At 59.4% G+C, this 11963-nt stretch carries 9 protein-coding genes; 7 read left to right on the forward strand and 2 right to left on the reverse strand.

Translation table 11 applies throughout. The features are described 5' to 3' along the window. The first annotated feature begins 278 nt into the window (after positions 1 to 278). Genes mobH through EO174_RS11905 form a run of 4 tightly spaced genes read left to right on the forward strand, consistent with a single transcriptional unit; the run spans position 279 to position 6240 of the window. Entirely contained in the window at positions 279 to 2906 is a 2628-nt protein-coding gene (mobH, locus tag EO174_RS11890) for a MobH family relaxase (protein WP_005989653.1), read from the forward strand. Next, on the forward strand, positions 2903 to 4756 hold the full coding sequence (gene traD, locus EO174_RS11895) for a conjugative transfer system coupling protein TraD (protein ID WP_005989655.1): 1854 nt from the start codon (positions 2903 to 2905) through the stop codon (positions 4754 to 4756). Before mobH ends, traD begins: the two co-directional genes overlap by 4 nt. Further along, the gene (locus EO174_RS11900; protein ID WP_005989657.1) at positions 4756 to 5403 is read left to right on the forward strand and encodes a DUF4400 domain-containing protein; all 648 of its coding nucleotides are present in this window, start codon (positions 4756 to 4758) and stop codon (positions 5401 to 5403) included. Before traD ends, EO174_RS11900 begins: the two co-directional genes overlap by 1 nt. A gap of 15 nt (positions 5404 to 5418) precedes the next feature. Next, positions 5419 to 6240, forward strand: coding sequence for a hypothetical protein (locus EO174_RS11905; protein ID WP_031424567.1), 822 nt, complete (start codon positions 5419 to 5421; stop codon positions 6238 to 6240). Between the two features lie 822 nt (positions 6241 to 7062). On the opposite strand, the gene EO174_RS11910 is transcribed toward EO174_RS11905, so the two are convergent. Together EO174_RS11910 and EO174_RS11915 are read right to left on the reverse strand one after the other, a co-directional pair. Continuing rightward, entirely contained in the window at positions 7063 to 8817 is a 1755-nt protein-coding gene (locus EO174_RS11910; RefSeq protein WP_005989662.1) for an ATP-dependent helicase, read from the reverse strand. Beyond that, a complete protein-coding gene (locus EO174_RS11915) occupies positions 8817 to 9635 on the reverse strand; it encodes a hypothetical protein (RefSeq protein WP_039422634.1) in 819 nt (272 codons plus the stop codon). The genes EO174_RS11910 and EO174_RS11915 overlap by 1 nt, the downstream gene beginning before the upstream one ends. A 798-nt stretch (positions 9636 to 10433) precedes the next feature. On the opposite strand from EO174_RS11915, the gene EO174_RS11920 reads away from it, so the two are divergent. From EO174_RS11920 to EO174_RS11930, 3 genes are all read left to right on the forward strand, one after another. Then, positions 10434 to 10718 carry a hypothetical protein gene (locus EO174_RS11920; protein WP_005997792.1) on the forward strand — a complete coding sequence of 95 codons (285 nt, stop codon included), beginning with the start codon at positions 10434 to 10436 and terminating at the stop codon, positions 10716 to 10718. A gap of 159 nt (positions 10719 to 10877) precedes the next feature. Next, complete coding sequence (locus EO174_RS11925) at positions 10878 to 11066, forward strand: hypothetical protein (protein WP_005997790.1); 189 nt, start codon at positions 10878 to 10880, stop codon at positions 11064 to 11066. Positions 11067 to 11274: 208 nt separating this feature from the next. Further along, positions 11275 to 11889: a single-stranded DNA-binding protein gene (locus EO174_RS11930; RefSeq protein WP_005997788.1), complete on the forward strand. Its 615-nt coding sequence runs from the start codon at positions 11275 to 11277 to the stop codon at positions 11887 to 11889. Positions 11890 to 11963 lie beyond the last annotated feature (74 nt).

The following is an 11963-nucleotide window of genomic DNA, read 5'->3' on the forward strand; positions in this document are numbered from 1 at the left end:
GGACACCCACGCCTCGTCAGGGGGGCGATCACAAGGACAGCAATAGGGTTTCGCGAAGGAGCGGTACGACCAGCACACGGGCAGGAAGCTCGGAATCTGGTGGATGGCAGGATGCCAACCCCGACCATGGAGAGGCCACATCACCCCCGCGCCGTAGGGAACACGGTGCGGGGTTTCTCGTTTAGGGGTCAAAAAAAGGGTGGAAACGGCCGGCATTCCATGGGTTCGTTACACCTGTGCCCAGCCAAAATCGATCGCATGGGAACGAGGATCCATCCATGTGGTTGAGGGGGCTGTTCGGCAGCAAATCAAAGGCGGAACAGGCGGTGCCGGTGCCGGCGCAGGCTGAAGAAACGGGCCAGACACCGCCGTCGCCCGCGGACACGCATCAGGTCAACACTGCGGCGATCGTGCATCGCGCGCAAGTCCCGCCCGCGGGCCCCACCTACGCTGGCCAACCCATTCCTTTCTACCCCAACCGCGAAGAGGCCGTCCCTTCGGCGCCGCCGAAGATGCTCCTGGAAACGCAGGGCGCTCTGGTGCAGAAGCTGCACCAGGCATCGGGCTTCAGCTATGAAGACTTCGACCGCTATTTGCGGCCGGTCCTGTGTAGCTACGCGGAATTCGTTCACCTGTTGCCTGCGTCGGAGAACCACCATCACTGGGACATTGGAGGTCTGCTGCGCCATGGTCTGGAATGCGGCTATCACGCCGCGAGGCGCTGCGAGGCGGCCGTCTTCGCCTTGGACTTCACCCCAGCCCAGCGCAAGGCGCTTGAGCCTCGATACCGCATGTGCGCCATTCTCGGCGCCCTGATGCACGATCTCGGCAAGCCGCTATTCGACGTCGGAGCCGTCGATGAGAGCGGTAAGCTGCAGTGGGATCCGCACGTGCTTTCCTTACACGCCTGGCTGTCCGAGAACAAGCTCCCGCATTACTTCATCACCTGGCGTCACGCGCCGCGTGGGACGAAGCATGAAGCCTTCACCACTGCCGCTATTTACCGCATCGTGCCAGAGGAGACGCTGCGATGGATTGCCGCAGCCGGCAGCCAGAAGCCGTTCTCGGAAATGCTGCTGGCTATGAGTTCGCGCCACGATCCGTCCAACCCGCTGGTCGACATCATCAAGCAGGCGGACCAGATCAGTGTATCCCGCGACATCCTCGCTTCTCGTTCGCGACTGGCCCAGACAGGTCAGGGCGGTCTGCGATCGGTGGCATCGCGCCTGGTGCGTTCGTTGCACGACAAGATCCTGTCGGGCGAATGGCGCTTGAACCGGGTCGGAGACCCGGTCTGGTACACAGATGACGGAATCATTGCCGTCTTTCCGGAGATCACACATCGCATGGTGCAGTCGCTGCGCGATAGCGGCGAGCAGGGAGTCGTCCACGACTCGATGCAGGTGCTGGAGATCCTCGCCGATTACGGCTTCACCCAACCTAATATTCTCCCTGATGGCCGCGCGATGCACACTTGGCACGCCACCATCGATGGCGAGGACCGTGGCAAGCAATTTTCGCAGCGCTTGCAGGTCATCCGTTTCCACACCGAAACGATCATCCCCTCGGTGACCGTGATGCCCACGCCGGTCAAAGTGACCTGGGAGCCGGCCCCGGGGCAGAAGGCCGTCAGCGCCCCCGCCTTGCCCGCTGCAGCGACCACGAAGGCTGAGGAGGGGGCGACCGACCAGGCCCACGTCGAGGAGCTGGAGCAGGCTCCGATCGTCCTGGCCAGCGGCGAGCTTCCTGCCAAGCCGAGCCTTGCCGATGCCGGCACATCGAACACCGTGACCTCGGCACCAGCGGTGCCGCCACAGGAGCTGAAGGCAACGCAGGACGGGCACGCCGCGTCTTACCCACACCTATACCCGGCCGACATGCTTAAAGACGTTGCCGTGCCAGAGCGGGTTGGTGGGGACGCTTCCGATCCCGTCCTACCGCCTGCTCAGGAGCTCACGGGACCAGGCGAACTGGCCATCAAAGAGGCCCCGAGTGGTGCCGACGACCCGGACCACCCGTACTTCCGCGATCGATCGACAGAAAAAGATGCGCGCACGGAACAGATGCGAGAGGCACGGGAACTGATGCGTTCAAACTGGCCGCCGGCGACCGAAGAAGAGGCCAACCAGTGGCTGAGCGCCAAGCGTCCAATGGGTATCTATCTGCAGGATATCGCCATGGCAATGAAGGCTAACAAGCTGCGACTGGGCGAACACATCTTCCTGCTTGATGAGCGCGTCAATCTCAAATTCCCCCTGGTGTTCGAGGGTCTCGGCGCCGACGTATATGAGCTGCGCACTGAATTGAGTGAGATCGGCTGGATTGAGCGCGACCCGTCCACACCGGCGCGAGTGAACGTCTCCATCACGCACCCGCGTACATCGCGCCCAGTGGAATGCATTCGCCTCAACGAGGACATGAGCCATGTCTTTCAGCTCGTCGCAGCGAGTGCGTTCGGCTCGCCTGTGGAGGAGGAGGAAGCTCCGTCGACACCGACCACCATCGGTCCGTATCTAACCGCCGACGACATCGGCAAATGGACGGCCATGTCCTTCGCTGGCACGGGCGACCCTGAACAGGCGGCGGTGCTACGAAACGCGGTCTATCGCTTCTTGAAGGATCGGCACGCGCCCACCGACGACACTCTGGCCAACCTGGTCGATCTGGACGAACGGCTTACCAAGGTCACCTTGACCGACTTCCTCGGCGCTCACCGCGGCATCAGCCGCACGGCCGTCCACAACAAGTGCGTAGACAAGGCAAACCCGCTGTTCGTCATAACCCAGTTCGCCAACGCCGCTGCGGCGCGCTGGGAGCTGCGGATCAATCCACTCTACAACGCCCAGCAGGACGCTGAGACGGCAACGCTAGTGCGCGATCGCATCTATAGGGAGAACAATCCGTGAGTGTCTTCAAGGACATCTACAGGTACGAGGATCCGTTCCGGACCATCTACGAGTTTTATGCCATCGCGGCATGGGCCGTCGCAGCCTTTCTGACGATCCTGGTGCAGGCCGTGAGCCCGTTCCCGCCAGGAATCTTCATTGTCGTGTCGGGACTGTGCCTTGCCATGGCAGGAGTCAGGGGCTTGAAAGCGAAAAAACTATGGTCTTTGCAGAAGAACCTGAGCGGTCAAACCCTATCTTTTATGACTCGGCAGGAGCTACGCGATATTTGCGCGTCCCATCCGCAAGAACTGTTCCTGGGCTTCGGCTTCACCTGGGCGCAAGACATGGCGCAGATGACACATCAAATCGAGCGCGCTGATCCCGCACGACTAACCTTCGACGACAGGAAACAGATGGGACAGCCGTGGATCCACGGCATTGGCATGATGAAGGAGGGACCAATTTTCCTGCCGCTAGACCATACCGCAGGCCACATTCTGCTGATCGGCACGACCCGCGCCGGCAAGTCCCGTACTTTGGATTCGATCATCGCCCAGGCAGTCGACCGCGGTGAATCCGTGATCATCTGGGACCCGAAGGGCGACAGGGGCCTGCGCGACTCAGCGCGTAATGCATGCGCGGATTCGAACCGACCTAACGACTTCATCTACTTCCACCCCGCGTTCCCAGAAAACTCAGCTCGTATTGACCCGCTGAAGAACTTCAACCGCGCCACCGAACTGGCCACCCGAGTTGCAGCACTGATTCCGTCCGAAACCGGTAATGATCCCTTCACCGCACATGCGATGGGCGTGCTGACCAACATTTGCGAAGGCATGCTGATGGTGCACAGCAAGCCGACTCTGGTTAAGCTGAAGCGCTATGTGGACTCCGGCGTAGAAACGCTGCTGCGCCAGGCCTGTGAGAAATACTTCACCACCGTCCATCCGGAATGGAGGGATGAGGTCAAACCATTCCTCGATAAGGCCAAGAAGAACGATAAGGCCATCTGCAACGTTTACGTCGAGTACTACCGTGACGTGATCCAGAAGAAGAAGCCGCATGCCGGCCTTGAAGGCCTTATGGGCACCTTCAGCCATGACGCATCGCACCAGCAGAAGATGTTGGCTTCGCTCGTTCCCGTGCTGACCATGCTCACCTCAGGCACGCTGGGTGGACTACTCTCCCCGGATCCGGACGATGTTGATGATGAGCGTCCTATCACCGACTTTGCGCGCATCATCGCGAACCGCCAAGTCTGTTACATCGGCCTGGACTCGTTATCAGACAACATGGTCGGCTCAGCAATCGGCTCCATGTTTGTTTCGGACATGACTGCGGTTTCGGGCGATCGCTACAACTTCAGTGAAGGTGCGGACACAAAGCCCGTCAACCTCATCATCGACGAGGCAGCAGAGCTGGTCAGCGACAAGATGATCCAGCTGCTGAATAAGGCGGGCGGTTCAAATCTTCGACTGATCATCGCCACGCAGACCTTCGGTGACTTTGCAGCGCGAGTGGGCTCGGCTGAGAAGGCACGAATGGTGTTGGGCAACCTGAATAATGTCATCGTCCTACGCACGATCGACGGCAACACGCAGGAGTACATTGCCGAGTCGCTGCCCAAGACATGGGTGCGCCACATCGAGTACGGAAAGGGCACCGATACCGGAACTGCCAAGGTAGGTGAGTTCGGATACCGCATCACCGAGTCGATAAAGGAAACCCAGGTGCCGCTGGTGGCGCCGGCGATGCTCGGCTGCCTGCCGAACCTTGAATTCTTCGGCCGCATATCCGGTGGCAAGCTGGTCAAGTGCCGGATTCCGCTGCTTGACTCCACGCCCACGCCACAGAAGGAGCGTGCGTAATGGCACATCGCATCGAGGAGGCACTCACCACCTGGAAATTCATCATCATCGGGTGCTTGTGCTACCTGGCGGCCATCGCCTTGTTCGCGTCTGAAGGCTATGTCAGCAAGATGCTGGAACGGGAGCGTCAACTCAACTATGGCGTGCTTGGGCCCGGCCCTGCAGGCCATGCTGAGTCACGCGCTTACGCCTGGTACAAAACGGGTTTCGTCGACAACGGTATGGTCCTCGGCACCCTCCGAATCGTGACGCCAGAGCAAGGTTCAGACACCACCAGCACAGCTGCCAATGCGGTGTCTCCAGCTTTGGAATACGTCGAAAGTCGTGTGAGGACGATGTGGCTACTGGTGTACCAGCTGCTGGTGCGGTTGTCGGTCACGGTGATGTGGTGGCCCTACGGGGTTCTGATCTTCATTCCGGTCATCATCGATGCCTTGACGCAGCGACGCATTGCGTCGACCAATTTCTCAACTCCATCTCCAACGATGCACATCATGGCTAAGTCGATGGTGTGGGTCTTCCTCATCGGGGCGGTGGCAATCATCTTCGCCCCGCTTCCGCTCAATCCCGCACTAACACCGCTATTGATCATGCTCGGTGCGAGTGCGTTTTGGCTGTCGATCACGATGTTCGCAAAGAGCGCCTGATACATGGAAGGAACCATGCAATACCTGACCGTTCGCGAAGTCTTCCACCGCTGGCTCAATAAGTACAACCACGACGCGCAGTCGGTGTCCCATGCGGCACGTCGAAAGGCCTTCTCCGCACTTGTAGATCCCACTTTGGGGAGCCACTTGTGTGGCACCTTGAAACAGGAGGATGCGCGGCGGACGCTGCGCGAAGGCGCGGCACTTCGCTCCCTAGATTCGGCCGCAGCCGCTTTTCACATGCTCAACCAGGCGATGGCCTGGGCTGACCTGTGGCCGGCGGAAGCTGTGGTGTATGAGCCGTTCATCGCTGGGACGTCACTTGAAATCCCTCTGTCGTCCTATCAGGTGGCCGCCCTGGTGACGAAGCTTCCGGTGAACTACAGGGTGGCCTGCCACATCATTCTGCTGACTGGCATCAAGCCTGCGACCCTGACATCGATAACGATGGGCGCTTTCATGAGCGCGTTCGAGGCGTCGATTGACACGGACAGCCCTGACCTGATCCATCCGGTGTACGTGGCCAACTCCCCCCAGCCCGTTTTCCTGACTAACCCCGTGCTGACCGCCATGAACAAGCACGTTAGCCGGTGCAAGGACGCGGAGCGCGTGTTTCAGATGGCACCAACCTCCATCGCGTCCACCTGGAACCGATATGCGGGCGATGCCCCTGTACTAGGTCGCTTCAAAGGCACCGCAGCAACGCACCTGTTGAAGCTTGGCGCCGATGCGCACGCGCTCTCTGCCAACCTCGGGGTAAGCTTGGCGTCCGCAGGAGCGCTCATGGAGCGTCTACGTCCCGCCAGCCAGAGCGTGCAGCAGGAAGCATTAGCGTGACCAGCCGTTTCTGAAAGCGCTACAGCGGAAAATTGATGGCGCTAGCTTTTGACAACTGCCATCAATCTACGAGACACCGAAAGCGGCGCAACTGCGCCAGCACAACACCGATCGTAAGGCGACCCAGCACTGCTGGTGTCACGAGTCACGCTTGATGCGACTGAGGCATGAAATAAGCGACTGGCTTTGGCGAAGGCGCACAGGGTCCGAACAGCTGCGCCAAAGGGAATGCCGGGCTCTGTGCTCGATGCCGGCGTTGGTGGTCGCCAAGGGTTCGACCTGGATGACGCCCTGGGCGGATCCGCCTCGCTGTCGCCTCGCCCGGCTGGGGGCAGGTTGGTTTACTTACCGCCGCTGCCCGGCCTTGCTCGATGTAGGCGCTGGCCAGCTCGACGGCTGACGGTATCGATTTGCAGGAGATCCACGTCGCCGACGCGGCCGGCAGCTGCAGCACCTAGTGCGATCGCTACGTTGTGGCCACCGCGACGGCGCTGGGCGCAGCCAGGGGCAGGTGGCGGTGCTCGATGCCGGCGCTGGCCAGCTGGTCGACCTGCATCTGCACCGGGAAAATCCACGGTGATTGAGTCAGGATCTAGACCACGGATCTGAGCTGCTAGGTGTTGCTCAGGTGCTACGCGGGTGAGCGGTAGTGCTAGCGACCGGTCCGGCATAGCCAGAATGCGCGGCAGCCCAGCGGTGCTTGTAGAGGCGCTGGATGCAATCACAGAGAACCTGGTTGCACCAACTTTGCAGCCTCACAAAGCTCTAACGCGGCAAGATCGAGCTTTGGTTGCCTCCGAGCTCAGACCTTCTGCACGATCACTAGATCAAGCCAGCTTCCGCCAGGAACTCGGATGGCTGCGCGTCGGAGTTACGTTGATAGCTGAGGAACAGATTGAGTTTGGCACGCGTCATTCCGACGTAGAACAGCCGTCGCTCTTCTTCGACTGGCGACTGATTGGAGGGGATGACGCCCTGCTCGCAGCCGACGATCCAGACGTGCTTGAATTCGAGTCCCTTGGAGGCGTGCAGGGTCATCAGACGCACTGCATCGGAATCTTCGTCTGTACCTTCTGCTTGGCGCTGGATGTGCTGCAGACGCTGCTTAAGAGTGCCTGAGAGGCGCGCTATGCTGCCCTCGCAAGACGCGAGTAGTCGATTGTTGCGTTCGATGGTGGCCCGACTGGCCTGAGCGCCGTACATGTTGCGGCTCATGAACATGTTGAGTCCTAGGAACACCCGATCCACACGACTTGGATCCTTGGCCATCTCCACCCACGTCGGCACCACGCTGGCCAGTCGTTTAACCATGGGTGAGTCCGACTCGTCTGGCTCGTTCAAGAAGCGCTGCAGAGCACCTGGGCGCGAGGCCATAACGCGGCTGGTAATACGCGTCAGATCGCTTTCATCAACGCCACCGCGGCGCAACAGTTGGTCAAAGCCGGCCATGTCGCCAGCGGCAAGTGATTTAAGCACTGATAGGAACAGGGCAGGGACTTCCAGTTCCCAGAATGGCGTGCGCCCGGACCGTGTGGAAGGGATTCCGCTCTCCTGCAGGATCTGCTCCACCTTCTCCAGCTGGCTGTTGGTTCGGGCCAGCACTGCCCAGTTGCCGTAGTCGCCATTGTCCAGAATGGCAGCAGTGAGCGCCGTGTTCTCGGCGCCACGATCAGGAAAGCGAAGCACGCGGACCTGTCCATGTGCCTTGTTTTCGGTGACCAAGTTTTTGTGCAGGCGCTCCGCGTTGTAGGCGATGAGTTTGGACGCCGGCGCGAGGATCTCGGCTGCACAGCGGTAAGTCGTGTCTAGATTCACCACCTGGGCATCAGTTAGCTGCTGGAACTCGGTCATGCATTTGTAGCCGCCAGCGAATCGGAAGCCAAAGATGGACTGATCGTCGTCGCCAACGACCGTGACCTTGGCGCCGTGCTTGATGTGCTCGGCGATCCACTTGAACTGGATGTCATCCGTGTCCTGGAACTCGTCAGCGAGCATGTAGTCAACTTTGTACGGCACAACGAAATCGGGGTGGCCAGCACCCTTGGCCATGCCGCGCGTAGCGAGCAGCAGCAGATCCGAGAAGTCGTGGAAGCCACGTTCGGCCATCAGTTCGCGGTAGCGGAGGTAGACCTCCTCAGCCATCTGATTCTGTGGTGAACCAAAAGAGTGATCGATGTGGGTTTTGAAGTATTCGACCTTCGAGGCGATCTCATCGAAGGGATAGATGTTGGTCTGCGTCACCACCTCGGAATAGGCGGATCGCATGATGGCGCCAGCGGCCTGCGCTTTAAGATTGACGCGCTTTCCAGATCGTTCGAGTTGCCGCTTAGCCAGGCTGTGAAAGGTGCCGCACACCAGTCGATCCCCTAGTTTGGGATTCTGCGATCGGATGCGCTCCTCCAATTCGCCGGCGGCGGCGGAGGTGAATGTCACGGCAAGTAGACGACTGGCCGGGTCGAGCTCGAGCAAATGGGACGCCCGGAACTTGAGGACCGTCGTCTTGCCCGAACCGGGGCACGCACAAATCATGGCGTGCCCCGAGGCCCGGACTGCTTGCTGCTGCCCAGGGTTAAGCATCAGACCGCTGCTAGACCGGCCTGGCCGGCATCACCCGAGGCGGCGTCATCGAGATCGTCCAGTTCGTCCTGCAGTTGCTCGACGGTGGCTACTGGTCGATCACCGGCATCGGTCGGCAGATCGCCTCGCGCCTTCAGCATCACGTAGGTGTGCTTCAGGGAGCGAATGAAGCGCTTGACGCGATTGCGCCACTGCGAGGTGATCGCAACGCGTTCGGCATTGAGCATGGCCGAATTGAAGGTAAGAGAATTGGTGATGTAGTAGAGCTCGTCCAGGTCTCTCAAGATGTTGAGGAGCATCACAGCGTACTTGCTGGACACCGGCACATCGACGGTCTTGGGTACGTAGCCACCACCAGAAAGGCTAACGCCTTTTTCTTTGGCCTTCTGCCGCATACGCTTCAGATCGTTGGCCAAGTCGGAAGCCAGAGCGCCGACAAGAGCCGACATCGAAAGCTCGGTTTCCTTGATGCGCTCGATGTTCTCGTTCTGATAGTGCGGAAGCACGAATTCGATGTTGTAGAACGATTCGTGTGCATGAGCGAAACCGACGTCGGCGAGCTTCACGACCTCCAGGCTGCGGAGCGTGACTGACAGACTCTCGCGATAGGCGCCGTCGGGAATGTCGAAGCCGGCGATGCCCTTCGGCGGCTTGCGGGGCGGAGCAGACGCGTTGGCTTTCTGGACTACTGCGACAGTTGAGACAGTTTCGGCGGCGGCAGCAGCAGTGCGAACCGCCGCGGGACGGGGGTTGTTGGGCTTTGGTGCAGGTGGCGCACCCGTCGGGGCGTCCTGCGAGGGCTGGACAACAGCATTCATGGGTATTCCTTCCTGTACGGCGGATGCCGTATAGCCATTCTTCAAGACCGACACTGCGCGGAATGTGCGTTTGAACGGGCGTTTTGCCCCTCCATTGCTGGGGTTCGTTGCATGCAAGAAATATTTTCGAAAACAAGTTTTCAATTGAGCAACTGCCCTTGACACTCCAGCCGAGCCACATCTAAGCTTTCACACAGCTTGGTTGTGTTCGACTTTTTAGTCTTACCAACCCGATGAGAGGTCCAGAGGCCCAACCCTCCAAAAATAAGGGGCCGAATCCATCCTTTGAGATGGTCTATTCAAGTCAGCTCGCTGACATTTTTACCGGCCTAGCGCCGACATCAGATCCACCAAGTGTGGATACCGCTAACAAGCGGTCACCCAGTCCAGTCACGCCTACCTTCAATCGTGTCGATTGTTGCTGTGCTTCGTGCTGGCCGCGTATCTGACGGCATGTGTTGTTCGCATCCCGATACGTGACTTTGTGTCTGCCTGCCCTCCCAGTTGGGGGTCAGTTGGGCACTGGTTTGCCTGCAATCCACTTTGGCCGACGCGACGTTGCGCTTTGCGCTTCGCCCGCCACTGTGTTTTGCATCCAAGCCTCCACAGGCTAATGACGATCTTTGATCGTGAAGTGCGCCCTGATCGGCGACGTCTGTGCAGTCTCTCTTATCCCACGGGGAACAAAAGTTCCCCGCCAGGGGTGTCTTTTTGTTCTCCGGGGGTGTTTCACACCTCCCGGCCAGTGCCACCGGGATTTCTATTTCATCCGGTTGGCACACCGGTGAGGAACTACCCATGAGCAAGAAGCCCCAAGCCATTCGCCTGTCCGCCAAGCGCCAGCAGAAAGACCGTACATGGTTGATCGTCGGTGTCATCTTTGCAGCAGTCCTGGTCCTGTTCTCTGTCATGCGTGTTACCGACAGTGACATGGCCCGTGCAGCGGCGATCCAGCAAGTGGAAATCGATACCGAATGTTCGGCTAAGAAGGTGCACCCCCTGGTTGCCTACGCCACTGGCGCAGGCATCGAGGAAAGCATCGACGCAGCAGTCAGCGGCGATATCTCCGGTTGCAATCGCTGATGTAGTGGATCTGCATCAACTCCATTGGCCCTACGGGGCCAGTGGAGTTCTAGGCGACTGACTTGCACCCCTATCCCGTTGCCGGACGCGGGTCTCCCACCGAATGCACTTCACAGAGGTGCATTCGGGGGACACCCGCCCCGTCAACTGGAGAAGATCATGAACAATGCTGATGTAAACGTCCTGATGGGACGCCTGCTCGACCGTGAACCGTTGGACAGCCACGCTGAACTGGAGCAGGGGTTGTCGAACCAAATGGACATGAACTCTCTCCGAGCCTTTGCGCGCGAAAATGGTTTGATCCGCAAGGCAGGTCTAGTGCCTGCACGCGTGGCGGCCGGAGCATGAGCAGGAGTTCGGCCTAGACACCCGGCAGGGCAACCCTGTCGGGTGTCCTTCCTCAAGCGCTCTAGTGAGCATTTGAGGAAGGACACCATGGTGTTCTCTCGGTTGCGTGGCCCTGCCACACAAAAACTGGGGTTCTTTCCCCCTTCAATTTCAGAACCGTTTTGGTTCGCACCCTTGGGTGTCTATGCAACCGTGAGAGATCATCATCATGAGTATCAACAATGTCGTTGTATCAGGTCGTCTAACAAAAGACGCTCAGATTGTGGAATCAGATGACAGGCCAGGTCGTTTCGACGTCGAGTTCGTTATCGCGATAAACCACAAGCGTAACGCTGCCAGTATCAGTGAAAAAACTACTTTCCTCACCGTCACGATGAACACGACGGAAAAGGGTGCAGTGTTTTTCTCCCGCAGTCTGTACAAGGGGAGGGCCGTGCTTGTAGTTGGTGGGATCTGCAGTCGTACTTCTCTTGCGCCTGGAAAGAGCAGTCCCTCGATTTACCTGGAGGCTGCCTCGATCGAGGCGATGGGCGATGAGCGACCGGCAGCCCAATCCATGCAGTGTGGCCCCGAAGGTATGATCGAGTCTGAGCCTCCAATGGAGGAACGGACCCCGGTCAAACCCGCTCCGCGGGTATTAGCAGTGCAACGTCCAGGCGCCCAACCACCGCCTGAGTCTTCAACACCTGCTCCTACGCACCAGTACGCGTCGCCCGGCCAAAGCCATGGCTACACAAGTGACGCTGCCGCCCTCTACAGGGATAAAGGGATGAGCTCTGCCGAAGCCGGCGGCTCAGTGGACCTGAACCTGTGCCGGTGGTAACCAGAACCTAGCCTTCAACACCCATCCCTGGGTTCGATTCAACCCAGGAGGGTCGCGCGCATGCGTGCCTGGGT

The sequence above is a fragment of the Xanthomonas sp. BRIP62418 genome (assembly GCF_003993495.1).
GTDB classification, from domain to species: Bacteria; Pseudomonadota; Gammaproteobacteria; order Xanthomonadales; family Xanthomonadaceae; genus Xanthomonas; species Xanthomonas euroxanthea.

What these genes read in the sequence shown, in the direction of transcription:
- EO174_RS11915 (WP_039422634.1), bottom strand. Translation starts at nt 9,635, where the DNA reads ATGAATGCTGTTGTCCAGCCCTCGCAGGACGCCCCGACGGGTGCGCCA.
- EO174_RS11930 (WP_005997788.1), top strand. Translation starts at nt 11,275, where the DNA reads ATGAGTATCAACAATGTCGTTGTATCAGGTCGTCTAACAAAAGACGCT.
- EO174_RS11925 (WP_005997790.1), top strand. Translation starts at nt 10,878, where the DNA reads ATGAACAATGCTGATGTAAACGTCCTGATGGGACGCCTGCTCGACCGT.
- EO174_RS11910 (WP_005989662.1), bottom strand. Translation starts at nt 8,817, where the DNA reads ATGCTTAACCCTGGGCAGCAGCAAGCAGTCCGGGCCTCGGGGCACGCC.
- EO174_RS11905 (WP_031424567.1), top strand. Translation starts at nt 5,419, where the DNA reads ATGCAATACCTGACCGTTCGCGAAGTCTTCCACCGCTGGCTCAATAAG.
- EO174_RS11920 (WP_005997792.1), top strand. Translation starts at nt 10,434, where the DNA reads ATGAGCAAGAAGCCCCAAGCCATTCGCCTGTCCGCCAAGCGCCAGCAG.
- EO174_RS11900 (WP_005989657.1), top strand. Translation starts at nt 4,756, where the DNA reads ATGGCACATCGCATCGAGGAGGCACTCACCACCTGGAAATTCATCATC.
- mobH (WP_005989653.1), top strand. Translation starts at nt 279, where the DNA reads ATGTGGTTGAGGGGGCTGTTCGGCAGCAAATCAAAGGCGGAACAGGCG.